This is a genomic window from Variovorax sp. AC103 (assembly GCF_979254005.1).
On record NZ_CEEDFC010000016.1, the window covers coordinates 121,673 to 137,876 of the forward strand.

Annotated in this window: 14 protein-coding genes; 8 read left to right on the forward strand and 6 right to left on the reverse strand. The window is 66.9% G+C overall.

The window, feature by feature from the left end:
• The first annotated feature begins 48 nt into the window (after positions 1-48).
• From AC0IYU_RS22575 to flgL, 8 genes are all read left to right on the forward strand, one after another.
• Positions 49-1,647 (forward strand): methyl-accepting chemotaxis protein, encoded by a 1,599-nt coding sequence (locus AC0IYU_RS22575; protein WP_472121280.1) that lies wholly within the window; start codon positions 49-51, stop codon positions 1,645-1,647.
• Positions 1,648-1,663: 16 nt separating this feature from the next.
• Positions 1,664-3,259, forward strand: coding sequence for a methyl-accepting chemotaxis protein (locus AC0IYU_RS22580; RefSeq protein WP_472121283.1), 1,596 nt, complete (start codon positions 1,664-1,666; stop codon positions 3,257-3,259).
• A gap of 16 nt (positions 3,260-3,275) precedes the next feature.
• Positions 3,276-4,916: a methyl-accepting chemotaxis protein gene (locus AC0IYU_RS22585; protein ID WP_472121285.1), complete on the forward strand. Its 1,641-nt coding sequence runs from the start codon at positions 3,276-3,278 to the stop codon at positions 4,914-4,916.
• A gap of 57 nt (positions 4,917-4,973) precedes the next feature.
• Positions 4,974-5,495 carry a chemotaxis protein CheW gene (locus AC0IYU_RS22590; protein ID WP_472121288.1) on the forward strand — a complete coding sequence of 174 codons (522 nt, stop codon included), beginning with the start codon at positions 4,974-4,976 and terminating at the stop codon, positions 5,493-5,495.
• Between the two features lie 32 nt (positions 5,496-5,527).
• Positions 5,528-7,267 (forward strand): methyl-accepting chemotaxis protein, encoded by a 1,740-nt coding sequence (locus tag AC0IYU_RS22595; RefSeq protein ID WP_472121291.1) that lies wholly within the window; start codon positions 5,528-5,530, stop codon positions 7,265-7,267.
• 118 nt (positions 7,268-7,385) lie between these two features.
• Positions 7,386-9,107: a methyl-accepting chemotaxis protein gene (locus tag AC0IYU_RS22600; protein WP_472121293.1), complete on the forward strand. Its 1,722-nt coding sequence runs from the start codon at positions 7,386-7,388 to the stop codon at positions 9,105-9,107.
• Between the two features lie 98 nt (positions 9,108-9,205).
• Complete coding sequence (gene flgK / locus AC0IYU_RS22605) at positions 9,206-11,170, forward strand: flagellar hook-associated protein FlgK (protein ID WP_472121295.1); 1,965 nt, start codon at positions 9,206-9,208, stop codon at positions 11,168-11,170.
• Positions 11,171-11,202: 32 nt separating this feature from the next.
• Positions 11,203-12,414 (forward strand): flagellar hook-associated protein FlgL, encoded by a 1,212-nt coding sequence (flgL, locus tag AC0IYU_RS22610; protein ID WP_472121297.1) that lies wholly within the window; start codon positions 11,203-11,205, stop codon positions 12,412-12,414.
• A gap of 25 nt (positions 12,415-12,439) precedes the next feature.
• Here flgL and fliR read toward each other — a convergent pair whose 3' ends face one another.
• From fliR to fliM, 6 genes are read right to left on the reverse strand one after another with little or no spacing between them, the layout of a single operon-like run.
• Complete coding sequence (fliR, locus tag AC0IYU_RS22615; RefSeq protein ID WP_472121369.1) at positions 12,440-13,225, reverse strand: flagellar biosynthetic protein FliR; 786 nt, start codon at positions 13,223-13,225, stop codon at positions 12,440-12,442.
• 8 nt (positions 13,226-13,233) lie between these two features.
• The gene (gene fliQ / locus AC0IYU_RS22620; protein ID WP_435436180.1) at positions 13,234-13,503 is read right to left on the reverse strand and encodes a flagellar biosynthesis protein FliQ; all 270 of its coding nucleotides are present in this window, start codon (positions 13,501-13,503) and stop codon (positions 13,234-13,236) included.
• Positions 13,504-13,513: 10 nt separating this feature from the next.
• Positions 13,514-14,245, reverse strand: a complete 732-nt coding sequence (fliP, locus tag AC0IYU_RS22625) for a flagellar type III secretion system pore protein FliP (RefSeq protein ID WP_435444763.1) — start codon at positions 14,243-14,245, stop codon at positions 13,514-13,516.
• A gap of 23 nt (positions 14,246-14,268) precedes the next feature.
• The gene (gene fliO / locus AC0IYU_RS22630; RefSeq protein WP_472121299.1) at positions 14,269-14,778 is read right to left on the reverse strand and encodes a flagellar biosynthetic protein FliO; all 510 of its coding nucleotides are present in this window, start codon (positions 14,776-14,778) and stop codon (positions 14,269-14,271) included.
• A complete protein-coding gene (gene fliN / locus AC0IYU_RS22635) occupies positions 14,775-15,212 on the reverse strand; it encodes a flagellar motor switch protein FliN (protein WP_472121301.1) in 438 nt (145 codons plus the stop codon). The genes fliO and fliN overlap by 4 nt, the downstream gene beginning before the upstream one ends.
• Positions 15,205-16,203 (reverse strand): flagellar motor switch protein FliM, encoded by a 999-nt coding sequence (gene fliM / locus AC0IYU_RS22640; RefSeq protein WP_472121303.1) that lies wholly within the window; start codon positions 16,201-16,203, stop codon positions 15,205-15,207. The genes fliN and fliM overlap by 8 nt, the downstream gene beginning before the upstream one ends.
• Position 16,204 lies beyond the last annotated feature (1 nt).

Here is a 16,204-nt window from a genome sequence, read left to right on the forward strand (position 1 = left end):
GGCATTGCCGCGGTGGCCCTGTCGCCCTGTGACGGAAGGAATAGAGCTGTGAGTTTGAAAGATCTGAAAATCGGTACCCGCCTGGGCTTCGGCTTCACGGTGATGCTGCTGCTGATGGCACTCATCGCCGGCATCGGCGTGCTGCGGCTGACCCACGTGGGCAACGCCACCGACGAGATGGTGGGGCAGGCGCTGGTCAAGGAGCGGCTCGCGACCGAATGGCTCGCGAATCTCCGCTCGAACACCGTGGCCAATTTCGCCATGGTCAAGACCACCGACCCAGAGATCGCCGCCTACTTTGCCAAGACGCAGGCCGCCGGCTCTGCGCGCATCAGCCCGGCGCAGAAGAAGCTCGAATCGATGCTCAGCACGCCCGAGGAAAAGGCGCTCTATGCCAAGGTGGCGGCTTCGCGCGCCGTGGTGCTCGAGACGGTGGGCGTCCTCAACAAGCTCAAGGAAAGCGGCCAGCAGGCCGAAGCCAACACGCTGGTCGACACCAGGTTCACCGAGGCGCTGGCTGTCTACAGCGGCGCCGTGGAGGCGCTGGCCAACCACCAGCGCGAGAAGATCGACGCAACGGCCCAGGGCATCGACACCGAATTCAAGAGCGGACGCACCATGCTGCTGGTGCTGGCCGCCATTGCGCTGGTGCTGGGCGCGCTGTTCGCATGGCGCCTGACGCTGGGCATCGTGCGTCCGCTGGGCCGTGCGGTGACGGTGGCCGAGACGGTGGCCGCCGGCGACCTGAGCGCGGACATCGTGGTCGAGAGCCGCGACGAGGCGGGCCAGCTGATGCATGCGCTGCGCGAGATGAACGCCAGCCTGGCCAAGGTGGTGGGCGAAGTGCGCATGGGCACGGACACGATCGCGACCGCGTCGAACCAGATCGCCTCCGGCAACCAGGATCTCTCGTCGCGCACGGAGCAGCAGGCGAGTTCGCTGGAAGAAACAGCTGCCTCGATGGAAGAACTCACGAGCACCGTGAAGCAGAACGCGGACAACGCACGCCAGGCCAACCAGCTGGCCGTGTCGGCCTCCGAGGTGGCGGTGCGCGGCGGCAACGTGGTCGGGCAGGTGGTCGGCACCATGGGCTCGATCAATGCGTCGTCCAAGAAGATCGTGGACATCATCGGCGTGATCGACGGCATCGCGTTCCAGACCAACATCCTGGCATTGAACGCAGCGGTGGAAGCTGCTCGCGCCGGCGAACAGGGCCGTGGTTTTGCCGTCGTGGCCTCCGAAGTTCGCAGCCTGGCGCAGCGCTCGGCCGCAGCGGCCAAGGAAATCAAGACGCTGATCGGCGATTCCGTGGAGAAGGTCGAAGAGGGCAGCAAGCAGGTGGAGGAAGCCGGCCGCACGATGGAAGAGATCGTGGGCAGCGTGAAGCGTGTGACGGACATCATGGGCGAGATCACGGCGGCCAGCCAGGAACAGACCTCGGGCATCGAGCAGATCAACCAGGCCATCAGCCAGATGGACCAGGCGACGCAACAGAACGCCGCATTGGTCGAGCAAGCCTCGGCTGCCGCGCAATCGATGCAGGAACAGGCTGGGAACCTGTCGCAAGTGGTGGGCGTGTTCCGCCTGGACAGCAGCCGCGCCAACGGCTCGGCGCAGCACCCGCAGTTCACCGCACTCGCTCCATAAACAAGGAAAAAAAGAAATGCAATGGTTCCAGAATCTCCGCGTCACTGTCCGGCTGATCCTCAGCTTTCTCGTGGTCGCGGCCATCGGCGCGGCCGTCAGCGCGCTCGGCATCTATCACATGGGGCGCATCAGCGACGCCACGCAGCGGCTGTACGCCAATGAGCTGCAGGCGCTCCAGGCGGTCCAGGAAGCCAACATCCACCTGCTGTACGCCAGCCGTGCACAGGTCACGCTGCTGTCGGCCGGCACGCGCGGCGAACGCAACGCGGGGGCGACCGAACTCAAGGCGTCCATGGAAAGCCTGGCGGCGCGCGCCGGCGAGGTGAAGCCCTTCTTCGAGGAGACCGAGGAAGGCAAGAAGCTCTACGGCCAGTACGAGGCCCTGATCGGCCCTCTGACCAAGCGCATGAGCGATTTCGTGGCGCTGGTGTTCAAGCAGCCGCTGGACAGCTCGCAGTTCGACAACCAGGTGACCGAAGACAGCACCCGCCTGCTGAAGGAATCGCGCGGCGTCGAGGAAGTGCTCAAGGGCATGGTCGCGCACAGCAAGGAGCTGGCCAGGCTCAGCGCCGAGCACGCCGGCGACACCTACAGGACATCGCGCCTGATGATGGTGGTGCTGGCGCTGGCCGGCATTGCGGCGAGCGTGGGCCTGGGCGTGCTGGTCGCGCGCCTGCTGAGCCGCCAGCTGGGCGGCGAGCCGGTCTATGCGGCCGACGTGGTCAGCCGCATCGCGAACGGCGACCTGTCGATGGCCGTCGACGCCGATACGGCGCGCGACGGCAGCCTGCTGCACTCCATCAAGCAGATGCAGGCGCAGCTGACCTCGATCGTCGGAAGGATCAAGGAGTCCAGCGACACCATTGCCACGGCCTCGGGCCAGATCGCGGCAGGCAACCAGGACCTGTCGTCGCGCACCGAAGAACAGGCCAGTTCGCTCGAAGAGACGGCGGCCTCGATGGAAGAACTCACGAGCACCGTGAAGCAGAACGCGGACAACGCGCGCCAGGCGAACCAACTGGCCGTGTCGGCGTCCGAAGTGGCGGTGAAGGGCGGCACCGTGGTCTCGCAGGTGGTCGACACCATGGGCTCGATCAATGCGTCGTCCAAGAAGATCGTGGACATCATCGGCGTGATCGACGGCATCGCGTTCCAGACCAACATCCTGGCCTTGAATGCAGCGGTGGAAGCCGCGCGTGCCGGTGAACAAGGCCGTGGCTTTGCCGTGGTGGCGTCCGAAGTTCGCAGCCTGGCCCAGCGCTCCGCAGCCGCAGCCAAGGAGATCAAGACGCTGATCGGCGACTCGGTCGACAAGGTCGCCGAAGGCAGCAAGCAGGTGGCCGAAGCGGGCCGCACCATGGACGAGATCGTGGGCAGCGTGCGCCGCGTGACCGACATCATGGGGGAGATCACCGCGGCCAGCCAGGAGCAGACCTCGGGCATCGAGCAGATCAACCAGGCCATCACCCAGATGGACCAGGTCACCCAACAAAACGCCGCGCTGGTCGAGGAGGCTTCGGCCGCCGCCCAGTCGCTGCAGGAACAGGCGGGCAGTCTTTCGGAAGTCGTCGGCGTGTTCCGCCTCGGCAACCCACAGCTGGCTTTGGCCTGACACAGAAAACACCGACATGCGCGTCAACCTGCCGATCACCGGCATCGAATACGAACTCCCACCGGGCGCCGCCCTGGTGTCACGCACCGACCTGAAGGGCCGGATCACCTACGTCAACCCGGCTTTCGTGGAGGCCAGCGGCTTCGCGGTGGGCGACCTCATGGGCAAGGCGCACAACATCGTGCGCCACCCCGACGTGCCGGCCGAGGCTTTCGCCGACATGTGGGCCTCGCTGGGCCAGGGCCTGCCCTGGACCGGCCTCATCAAGAACCGGCGCCAGAACGGCGACTTCTACTGGGTGCTGGCCAACGTCACGCCCGTCCGGCGCAACGGCCGCGTGCAGGGCTACATGTCGGTGCGCAGCAAGCCCGGGCGTGCCGAAGTGGCCGAAGCCGACGCGCTGTACGCCCGCATCCGCGAAGGCCGCGCCAATGACATCGAGCTCCTGCAGGGCGAGGTGGTGCAGCGCGGCTGGCGCAACCCGCTGGCGCGGCTGCGCCGCATTCCGGTGCGCAGCCGCGTGGCCGGCGCCACGGCAGTGGCCGCCGTGCTCTCGCTGGGCCTGGGTCTGGCGGGCTGGATGGAAGCGTCGCGGCTGGTGGCTTCCGCCGGCGCGCACGGCAGCCTGCCTGGGCTGATCGCGGCCTGCGGCGCGGCCTCCGCGCTTGCCTGGCTGGGCCTGGGCCGGTTCCTCGGCCGCACGGTGTTCCGTCCGCTGGACGAGGCGGTGCACGTGGCCCGTGCCATCGCAGGCGGCGACCTCGCGCGCTTCGAGGTGCGGCGCGGCGACGAAATCACCGGGCTGCTGCGTGCTCTGAACCAGATGAGCGCCAATCTTTTCGCCATCGTCTCGGACGTGGGCGAGAACGTGGCCGGCGTGATGTCGGCGTCCAGCCAGATCGCCTCGGGCAACCAGGACCTGTCCTCGCGCACCGAGCAGCAGGCCAGTTCGCTGGAAGAGACGGCGGCGTCGATGGAAGAGCTGACCTCGACGGTGAAGCAGAACGCGGACAACGCGCGCCAGGCCAACCAGCTCGCGGTGTCGGCATCGGAAGTCGCGGTGAAGGGCGGCCATGTCGTGTCGCAGGTGGTCGACACCATGGGCTCGATCAATGCGTCGTCGAAAAAGATCGTGGACATCATCGGCGTGATCGACGGCATCGCGTTCCAGACCAACATCCTGGCGCTGAATGCGGCCGTGGAAGCGGCGCGCGCAGGTGAACAAGGCAAGGGCTTCGCCGTGGTGGCCTCGGAAGTGCGCAGCCTCGCGCAGCGCTCCGCGTCCGCCGCCAAGGAAATCAAGACGCTGATCGGCGATTCGGTCGACAAGGTCGAGGCCGGCAGCAAACAGGTGGCGGAGGCCGGCCGCACGATGCAGGAGATCGTGGGCAGCGTGAAGCGGGTGACCGACATCATGGGCGAGATCACCACCGCCAGCCAGGAGCAGACCTCCGGCATCGAACAGATCAACCAGGCCATCAGCCAGATGGACCAGGTCACGCAACAGAACGCCGCGCTGGTCGAAGAAGCCACGGCCACGGCCGAACTGCTGCAGGAGCAGGCCGACGGCCTCGTGAAGGCCGTGCGCGTGTTCCGCGGCGACGCGAGCCAGGTGGCCGAAGTCGCAGAGGCCTCGCAAGCCGCGCTGGCCGCCTGAAGCGCGCGCACCGCGAATCCAACTCACATTCAACAGACTCAACCCGGAGAAGACCCCATGCTCAACAAGGCAAAAGACCCATTGAAACAAGCCGCCTCGGCATCGTCCGCCGCCGCCGTCGCCGCCCGCCTGGAGGTCGTGACCTTCAAGCTGGGCGAAGAGGAATACGGCATCGACATCCAGAAGGTGCAGGAGCTGCGCGGGTACGACGCGGTGACGCGGATTGCGAACGCGCCGGACTACATCAAGGGCGTGGTGAACCTGCGCGGGATCATCGTTCCGATCATCGACATGCGCATCAAGTTCAAGCTGGGCGACCCGACGTACGACCAGTTCACGGTGGTGATCGTTCTGAACATCGGCGGGCGGGTGGTGGGGATGGTGGTGGACAGCGTGTCGGACGTGATCACGTTGACGGGCGAGCAGATCAAGCCTGCGCCGGAGATGGGTTCGGTGCTGGACGCGGACTACCTGATCGGGCTGGGCACGCTGGACGAGCGGATGCTGATCCTGGTGGACATCGACCGGCTGATGTCCAGCGACGAAATGGGCCTCGTCGAGGCCGCCGCCACCGCCTGACCCCCGCCTGCACATTCGCCTGAAGGCACCCCATGAACTTCCTCGCCAATCTTCGCATCGCCCGACGCCTCACGCTGGCCTTTGCCATCGTGCTCGGCCTGACCGTGATCTCGACCGCCATCGCGCTGGTGTCCGCGCGCAACAACGCGGAAGCCACGCGGTTGATGATGCAGAGCCCGCTCGCCAAGGAACGGCTCATCTCCGACTGGTACGTGCTGACCTACGCGGCCATTGCACGCACCTCGATGATCGCGCGCACCACCGACGAGACCTTGCCCGCGACCTTTTCCGACGTCATCTCCGACAGCGTGAAGAAGGGCAGCGAGACCATGGCGAAGGTGGAGCCGCTGTTGTTCACCGACGAGGAAAAGGCGACCTACAAGTCGATCGTCGAGCTGCGTGCGAAGTACCAGGCCGCCAAGGACGAGGTGGGCAAGGCCAAGTCGAGCGGCAATGCGGTGGACACGGCGCGAGCGTTCAAGGACGTGTTTCAGCCGGCCGCCAAGGCCTACGAGAGCCGCGTGCTGGAGCTGCTGTCGATCGAGCGGCGCGACATCGACCGCATGAGCCACGACATCGACGCCGCCAACCTGAAGAGCTTCAACCTGCAGTTGCTGCTGACCGTGCTGACGGTGGTGTGCGGCGGCATCTTTGCCTTCTTCATCTCGCGCAGCATCGTGCGTCCGCTGGCAAGGGCGGTGGTGGTGGCCGAGACGGTGGCGCAGGGCGACCTGAGCGCGGACATTCGCGTGGACAGCCACGACGAGGTGGGCCAGCTGATGCAGGCCCTGAAGAACATGAACACCAACCTGGCCAAGGTGGTGGGCGAGGTGCGCTCGGGCACCGAGACCATTGCCACGGCGTCGGGCCAGATTGCGGCGGGCAACCAGGACCTGTCCTCGCGCACCGAGCAGCAGGCCAGCTCGCTGGAAGAAACAGCCGCTTCGATGGAAGAGCTGACCTCGACGGTGAAGCAGAACGCGGACAACGCGCGCCAGGCCAACCAGCTGGCCGTGTCGGCTTCGGAAGTGGCTGTGAAGGGCGGCAGCGTCGTGTCGCAGGTGGTCGGCACGATGGGCTCGATCAACGCCTCGTCCAAGAAGATCGTGGACATCATCGGCGTGATCGACGGCATTGCGTTCCAGACCAACATCCTGGCGCTGAATGCGGCCGTGGAAGCGGCGCGCGCCGGCGAGCAAGGCCGTGGCTTTGCCGTGGTGGCCTCCGAAGTTCGCAGCCTGGCGCAGCGCTCGGCCGCAGCAGCCAAGGAAATCAAGACCTTGATCGGCGACTCGGTGGAGAAGGTCGAAGAGGGCAGCAAACAAGTCGCTGAAGCGGGCCGCACCATGGACGAGATCGTCGGCAGCGTGAAGCGCGTGACCGACATCATGGGCGAGATCACCTCGGCGAGCCAGGAGCAGACCTCGGGCATCGAGCAGATCAACCAGGCCATCAGCCAGATGGACCAGGTCACGCAGCAGAACGCCGCGCTGGTGGAAGAAGCCTCGGCCGCCGCCCAGTCGCTGCAGGAACAGGCTGGCAGCCTCGTGCAGGCCGTCAGCATCTTCAAGCTCGACCACAACGCCGTGGTCGCGCGCACCGGCTTCACACGCATCACGCCCATCGCCCGGCCCGCCAAGGCGGTTGCCGCTTCCCAGTCGGCGCTCAAGCGCCCGGCCAAGGCGCTGCCTGCGCGCCACGAACCGGCCAAGGGCGCCGCGCCGCGACTGGCCGTGGCTGCCGACGCCAAGGGCGACTGGACAGAGTTTTAAGAGACAAGCGAGCCAAGAGACACGAGGGCTCAAGACCGGCGGGCCTGTGCCGATAACGAATCGACAACGCCGCATCCCGCGGTGGGATTCGCTGCAGTTCTGAAAGAGAAGAAATCAAATGAGTTTGAAGAACCTGAAAATCGGCACCCGCCTGGGCCTTGGCTTCGCGGCCATGCTGCTGTTGATGGCGGTGATTGCCGGCACCGGCTTTCTGCGCCTTGCCAGCGTGGGCCAGTCCACGGACGAGATGATTGCGCACGCGCTCGTGAAGGAGCGCCTGGCCAACCAGTGGGCCAACCTGCTGGGGCCGACCGTGGTGCGCTCGTACGCGATGGTGAAGTCCACGGACCCGACCGTGGTGGCCTATTTCGCCAAGGCGCGCACCGAAAGCTCGAACCGCATCAACCCCGTGCAGAAGGAGCTCGAAGGGCTGCTGACCTCGCCGGAAGAAAAGAAGCTCTACGTCGGCGTGGCCGATGCGCGCGCGGTCGTCCTGGAAATCAGCGACAGGCTCAACAAGCTCAAGCTCGCGGGCCAGAGCGACGAAGCCACTGCCCTGGCGGACAACCAGTTCGCGTCGGGCCTCGCCGTCTATGAAGATTCCGTGGCCAAACTCGCCGCGTACCAGCGTGACAGGATCGACGTGCTGTCCAAGAGCATCCTTGCCGACCACGCGAGCGGCCAGACCCTGCTGCTGGTGCTGTCGGCCATTGCGCTGGTGCTGGGCGCGCTGTTCGCGTGGCGCCTGACGCTGGGCATCGTGCGTCCGCTGGGCCGTGCGGTGACGGTGGCCGAGACGGTGGCCGCCGGCGACCTGAGCGCGGACATCGTGGTCGAGAGCCGCGACGAGGCGGGCCAGCTGATGCATGCGCTGCGCGAGATGAACGCCAGCCTGGCCAAGGTGGTGGGCGAAGTGCGCGCTGGGACCGAGACCATCGCCACGGCGTCGGGGCAGATCGCCTCGGGCAACCAGGACCTGTCGTCGCGCACCGAAGAGCAGGCCAGTTCGCTCGAAGAGACGGCCGCCTCGATGGAAGAGCTGACCTCGACGGTGAAGCAGAACGCGGACAACGCACGCCAGGCCAACCAGCTGGCCGTGTCGGCGTCCGAGGTCGCGGTGCGCGGCGGCAACGTGGTCGGGCAGGTGGTCGGCACCATGGGCTCGATCAATGCGTCGTCCAAGAAGATCGTGGACATCATCGGCGTGATCGACGGCATCGCGTTCCAGACCAACATCCTGGCGCTGAACGCCGCAGTGGAGGCGGCGCGCGCTGGCGAGCAAGGCCGCGGCTTCGCCGTCGTGGCATCCGAGGTTCGCAGCCTCGCGCAGCGCTCCGCAGCCGCCGCCAAGGAAATCAAAACCCTCATCGGCGACTCGGTCGAGAAGGTGGAAGAGGGCAGCAAGCAGGTGGAAGAAGCCGGCCGCACGATGGAAGAGATCGTGGGCAGCGTGAAGCGCGTGACGGACATCATGGGCGAGATCACGGCGGCCAGCCAGGAGCAGACCTCGGGCATCGAGCAGATCAACCAGGCCATCTCGCAGATGGACCAGGTCACGCAGCAGAACGCCGCGCTGGTCGAAGAAGCCTCGGCCGCAGCCCAGTCGCTGCAGGAACAGGCCGGCAGCCTCGTGCAGGCCGTCAGCGTCTTCAAGCTCGACCGCAACGCCGTGGCTTCTCCCCGCGCGGCGTTCACGCCCATCACCCCGATCCCGAAGGTGGCGAGGCCCGCGCCGCGGCGTGCGGCCCCGCCCTTGCCCGCACGGCGTGCCCCCGGCGCCGCCGCGGCCCCGCAGTTGTCCATGACCGGCGACGCCAAGGGCGACTGGAGCGAGTTCTGACCCTCAACTTTCGGCCGATGCTGCCGATAGAGAGAACAAGGCATCGAAAAGACAGTGACTCGGTGCCACCCCTACACACCATCGACAGGTAAAGCCTTATGTCCGGAAGTTTGTTCTACACAGGTCTGAGCGGTCTGAGCGTCGCTCGCACCGCGCTGATGACCACGGCCCACAACACCGCCAACGTGTACACCGCCGGCTACAGCCGGCAAGTGGCGGAAATCGCCACCGGCAGTGCCATTTCCAGCGGCTCGGGCTTCATCGGCTCGGGCGCCAACGTGACGACCGTCTCGCGCAGCTACGACCGCTACCTGACGGCGCAGCTGGGAACGGCGCAGTCGGCTTCGGCCGCGCTGGCCACCAACAGCGTGCAGATCAACCGCATCGACACCCTGCTGGCCGACAAGACCTCGGGCATCGCGCCGCTGATGCAGAGCTTCTTCACCAGCATCCAGGGTGTGGCCAACACGCCGGCCGACCCGGCCGCGCGCCAGCAGATGATCAGCTCGGCCCAGGCGCTGGCCAGCAAGTTCCGCGCGACCGACCAGTACCTGTCGGACCTGAACTCTTCGGTGAACGAGCAGATCGTGGGCAGCGTGGACCAGATCAACACCTACGCGACCAAGATCGCCAGCCTCAACCAGCAGATCAGCCAGATCAGCGCCATGGCCGGCGGCCAGCCGCCCAACGACCTGCTCGACCAGCGCGACCAGCTCGTGAGCGACCTGAGCCAGGTGGTCGACGTGAAGGTGCTGCAGCAGGACAACGGCAAGTACAACGTGTTCATCGCCACCGGCCAGTCGCTGGTGGTGGGCGACTACGCCTCGCAGATGGTGGCGGTGAATTCCGCCGCCGATCCGTCGCGCAAGGCGGTGGCGCTGCAGGGCTTTGCCGGCAACACCTCCGAGCTGTCGGACAGCGCCATCACCGGCGGCGTGCTGGGCGGGCTCATGAGCTTTCGCCGCGACACGCTCATTCCGTCGCAGAACGCCATCGGCCGCCTTGCGATGTCGGTGGCCGACGCGGTGAATGCGCAGCACAAGCTGGGCGTGGACCTGAACGGCGCGCTGGGCAAGGACTTCTTCACGCAGGCCGTGCCAGGTGCGCTGCCCAACGCAAAGAACACGGGCAACCTCGAATTCGGCGCCACGGTCTCGAACGCTTCGCAGCTCACGACCAGCGACTACAACGTGAGCGTCACCGATGTGGCCGGCACGCTCACCTACTCGGTCACCCGGCTTTCGGACAAAACGTCGATGGGCACTTTCACCACATTCCCGATCACCTTCGACGGCGTCAGCCTCACGGCCGCCAGCGGCACCGCGCAGGCCGGCGACTCGTTCCTGGTGCAGCCCACGCGCACCGGCGCGCGCGACCTCGACGTGCTCACGCTCGACCCGGCCAAGGTGGCCGCCGCGTCGCCGATCGTCACCGGCAACACCGCCGGCAACAAGGGCAGCGGCGCGCTGGGCGCCGCCACCGTGGACGCCAGCTACCCGGGCACGCCGCTGGCCGGCCCGGTGACGCTGAGCTACGACGCCGCCACCGGCAGCTTCTCGGGCTTCCCCGCCACCTCGGCCGTCACCGTGACCCTGGCCAACGGCACCAGCACCAGCTATGCGGCCGGTACGCCCGTGCCTTACACGGCTGGCGCCAAGATGAGCTTCGACGGCATCACCGTCGGCATGACCGGCGCACCTGCGCAGGGCGACACCTTCACCATCGGCAAGAACACCTCGGGCGTGTCCGACAACAGCAACGCCCTGGCGCTGGGCGCGCTGCAGCGCAAGACCCTCATGGCCGGCGGCACGGCAACCTTCAACGGCGCCTACTCGCAGCTGGTGAGCGAGGTGGGCAACCGTGCCATGGCCGTGAAGGTGGCGGCCACCACGCAAGACAGCGTGACGGGCCAGATCAAGGCCAGCCAGCAGTCGATCTCGGGCGTGAACCAGGACGAGGAAACCGCCAACCTGCTGATGTTCCAGCAGATGTACCAGGCCAACGCGAAGGTGATCCAGACCGCTTCGACCATCTTCGACGCGATCCTCGGCATCAGCAACTGAGCCTTCATTTCGTACCGATCCAGGAAACCGCGATGCGCATCAGCACCCAATCCTTCTACGACCAGAACGTCAGCGCCATGGGGCAGCAGCAGCAGAAGCTGTTCCGTGTGCAGCAGCAACTGGCCACGAACTCCAAGTTCCTCACGGCCGGCGACGATCCGGTCGGCGCGGCCCGCGCCCTCGGCGTCACGCAGACGCTGTCGGAGAACGCTCAGTACGCCACCAGCCGCCAGCGCGCGTCGCTGTCGCTGTCGACCGAGGAGAACGCACTCAACTCGGTGACCTCGATCCTGCAGAACATCAAGACCCTGACGGTGGCGGCCGGCAACGGCACGCTGGCGGACGCTGACCGCGCCTCGCTCGCCACCACCATCCAGAGCGCGCTCGACCAGCTGGTGGGCGTGGCCAATTCGGACGACGGCAACGGCCAGTTCCTGTTCGCCGGCTTCAAGAGCGGCTCGCCGCCCTTCGTGGCGGCGTCCGGCGGCGGCGTGCAGTACGTGGGCGACCAGGGCCAGCGGCTGATGCAGGTCGACGTGGCGCGCCAGCTGTCCACCTCGGACGACGGCCGCAGCATCTTCCAGACGGTGCAGGGCGGTGCAGGCTACGTGACCGTGGGCGCGGCCGGCAATACCGGTACCGGCGTGTTCGGCGCGGTGGGCGTGAAGGACGCCACCGATGCGAACTACGGCAAGGACTTCAGCATCAGCTTCACGGGTGGCAACTACTCCGTGTCGACCAAGGACACGCCGCCCGTTGTGGTGGCCGGCGGCGCGTATGCCGAAGGCCAGCCGATCTCGTTCGGCGGCGTGCAGATGAGCTTCAAGGGCACGCCGGCCAACGGCGACAGCTTCGACGTGTCGACCGCGAAGAACGCCGGCACCGACATCTTCGCAAGCATCGGCGAGCTGGTGTCGGCGCTGCGCACCCCGCTGACCGGCGGTGGCGCGGCGGCCCAGGCCAAGCTGCAGAACGCCTTGAGCACGGCCAACGTGAAGGTCACGAACGCGCACGACAACGTGCTGACGGTGCTGTCGTCGGTGGGCTCGCGCCAGACCGAGATCGACGCGCTCGACACCGCCGGCGCGGCCAGCAAGCTGCAGGAAGAAAGCTACCGCTCCAGCATCGAGGACCTGGACCCGTACAGCGCCATCGCGGAGTTCTACCAGCGCCAGTCGTCGCTGCAGGCCACGCAGATGACCTTCGCCAAGCTCAACAGCATCGCCCTGTTCAATTACCTCTAAGTGAAGAAGGCAGGGCCTTGCAGTTCTACGGACGCAAGCCCTGCGTGAACCGCAGCATGTTCGAGATGGCTTCCGCGAAGCGTGGCTCCAGGAACGCCGCCAGGTTCGGCATCAGCAGCTGCAGCATGAAGATGCCCGCCAGCAGCGTGAGCGGAAAGCCCACGGCGAAGATGCTGAACTGCGGCGACGCGCGGTTCAGGATGCCCATGGCCAGGTTCAGCGTGAGCAGCGCGGTGATGAGCGGCAGCGCCAGCATCAGCCCGCTGGCGAAGATGTCGCCGCCGGCCAGCACCAGGAACAGCCAGCCGCCCGAAGCCAAGGGCCCATCGGCGATCGGAAGCGTGCCGAAGCTGTCGGCCAGCGCGTTCACCATCAGCAGGTGGCCGTCCAGCGCCAGGAAGATCAGCATCGCCAGCATGTTCAGCAGGCGCGACACCACCATGGTGCTGCCGTGGCTCATGGGGTCGAAGAAAGAGGCGAACGACAGGCCCATCTGCAGGCCGATGTACTCGCCCGCGGCCAGCACGGCGGTGAACACCAGCTTCATCGAGAAGCCCATGGCCGCGCCGACCAGCACCTGCTGCACGATGATCCACAGGCCGCCGGCGGACACCACCGGCACGGCGGGAAGGGTGCCCAGCGTGGGTGCGATCACGAAGGTCAGCATGACTGCGACCGCGACCTTCACCGGCCGCGGCACCCACGCCTCGCCGAAGATCGGCGCCGTGCTCACCAGCGCGAGCATGCGCACGAACGGCCACAGGAAGGCCACCATCCAGGCCTCGAGCTGGCCCGAGGTGACGGAAAGAATCGACGGCGTCACGCCACCAGCTGCGGAATGCCGGCGAACAGCGCGCGCATGTAGTCGAGCATGCGGTCGAGCATCCAGGGGCCGGCGATCACCAGCGTCGCGAACACCGCGAGCAGCTTGGGAATGAACGACAGCGTGGCTTCGTTGATCTGCGTGGCGGCCTGGAAGATGCTCACGATCAGGCCGATGACGAGCGCCACCAGCAGCAGCGGGGCGCCCAGCAGCAGCGAGATCTCCATGGCCCGGTGGCCCATGGTCATGACGGATTCGGGGGTCATCTCGGCGTACCTAAAGGTAGAAGCTCTGCGCCAATGCGCCGATCAACAACTGCCAGCCGTCGGCCAGCACGAAGAGCATCAGCTTGAAGGGCAGCGCAATGGAAGCGGGCGGCACCATCATCATGCCCATCGACATCAGCACGCTGGCCACCACCAGGTCGATGATGAGGAACGGAATGAAGATGGTGAAGCCGATCTGGAAGGCGGTCTTCAGCTCGCTGATGACGAAGGACGGCAGCAGGATGCGCAGCGGCACCTCTTCCGGGCCCTGCATGTCGGGCACCTTGGCCAGTCGCGCGAACAGGGCCAGGTCGCTCTCGCGGGTCTGCTTGAGCATGAAGGTCTTGAAGGGCGCGATGCCGCGCTCCAGCGCCTTGTCCGCGCTGATCTTGTTCTCGGAGAAGGGCACGTAGGCGTCGGTGTAGGCCTTGTCGAGCACCGGCGCCATCACGAAGAAGGTGAGGAACAGCGACAGCCCCACCAGCACCTGGTTGGGCGGCGAGGTCTGCGTGCCGATGGCGGTGCGCAGCAGGCCCATCACGATCAGGATGCGCGTGAAGCTGGTCATCGACAGCAGCAGCGCGGGCAGGAAGGTGAGCGAGGTCAGCAGCACCATGGTCTGCACGCTCAGCGACCAGGTCTGGCTGCCGCCGGGGCCCGGCGTGCTGGTGATGCCGGGCAGGCCCTGGGTCCAGGCCACGGCGGGCAGCGCGGCGGCGGCAAGCAGCAGCGCGGCACGCAGGCCGCGGCGCAATGCGGAATGCGTCATGGGGCGGTATGCGTCTTGCCCGAGAGGGATTCGCGCAGCTTCCGGGCAAAGAGTTCGACAGGGTTGTTCATGGCGGCGGGCGTGCCCGCCGTGCCGGAGGCCGGCTGTGCCTGGGCCGGCAGCGTGTGCAGCATGTTGACCTGGCTGGACGTGACGCCCAGCACCAGCCATTGGCCGCCCACTTCGACCACGACCACGCGTTCGCGCTGGCCGAGCGCGGCGCTGGAGACCACCTTCACCAGGTGGCCGCCGCCCAGGCGCTGAAGCCCGAAGCGGCGCGCCAGCCAGGCGCACAGAAAAATCAGGCCGACCACCACCGCCATGCCGAAGCCGGCCTGCAGCAGGCCCGACGCACCGACGGCGGCCGGCTGCGCTTCATGCACGGGCGTGGGCACGGTGGGCAGCGCGGCGTGCGCCGTGTGCACGGCTTGCGCGCACAGGGTGCACAGCGCCGCCGCCCATGCGGGCAGCGCACGCAGCGCATGCAGGTGGGGGCGCAGGCTCATGAACGGGCGAGCTTCTGCATGCGCTCGGACGGGGTGACGATGTCGGTCAGGCGAATGCCGTACTTCTCGTTCACCACCACCACTTCGCCCTGGGCGATGAGGTAGCCGTTGATCAGCACGTCCAGCGGCTGGCCGGCCAGGCCGTCGAGCTCCACCACCGAGCCCTGCGACAGCTGCAGCAGGCTCTTGATGGTGATGCGGGTGCGGCCGATCTCGGCGGTGAGCTGCACGGGCACGTCGAGCACGCGCGCGATGTCCACGGCGGTGGTGCTCGACGGCACCGACGGCGCGTCGTGGATCTGCTGGAAGACCTGCGCGGTGGCCGGGGCCACGGTGGGTTCGGGAGCGGCGACTGGGGTGGCCGCGGTCTGTTCGGCCAGCGCGCTGGCCCAGTCGTCCGCGTCGCTGCTGGCGGAAGAGGTGTTGTCAGTCATGGTCGTTCTTCAAATCGCTGTCTTGGTGGGAGATCATGTGTTGCACGCGCAAGGCGTAGCGCTCGTTCGAGGTGCCGTAGCCGCACTCCATCACCGGCACGCCGCCGACCTTGGCGAGCACCGTCGTGGGCAGCTCGATGGGAATCACGTCGCCGGTCTGCAGCTTCATCACTTCGCCCAGCGTGGAGGGCATGGTCACGAAGTCGGCAATGAGCTCGACGTCGGCGGCCTGCATCTGGCGCGACATCTGCTTGACCCAGCGCTTGTCGACCTCGACCTCGTCCTGGATCGGGTTGGACAGCAGGTCCTTGATGGGCTCGATCATCGAGTAGGGAATGCACACGTGCAGGAAGCCGCCCACCGGGCCGAACTCGATCTGCAGCGTGGTGTTGATCACCACCTCGTTGGGCGCCACGATGTTGGCGAGCTTGCCGTGCATTTCGGCGCGCACGTAGTCGAAGTCCAGCGGGAACACCGGCTGCCAGGCGTCGCCGTAGCACTGCAGCGACAGGTCGAGCAGGCGCTTGATGATGCGCTGCTCGGTGCGCGTGAAGTCGCGGCCTTCCACGCGCACGTGGTAGCGCCCGTCGCTGCCGAAGAGGTTGTCCACCACGAGGAACACCAGCTTCGGGTCGAACACGAACAGCGCCGTGCCGCGCAGCGGCTTCAGGTGGATCATGTTGATGTTCGCGGGCACCGGCAGGTGCCGCACGAACTCGCCGTACTGCTGGATCTGCACCGGCCCCACCGAGATGTCGGGGCTGCGGCGCATGAAGTTCAGCAGCGCGCTGCGCAGGCCGCGCGCGAAGCGGTCGTTGATGACCTCCAGCGTGTGCATGCGGTTGCGCACCACGCGGTCGGGCGCGCCGAGGTCGTAGGCCGGCAGGCCGTCCTTGGGCGGCGGCGGGGCGGCCGGCTGGTCGACTTCGCCGGTGACGCCTTGCAAGAGCGCATCGACCTCGTCCTGCGAAAGCACCTGTTCATACGCCATG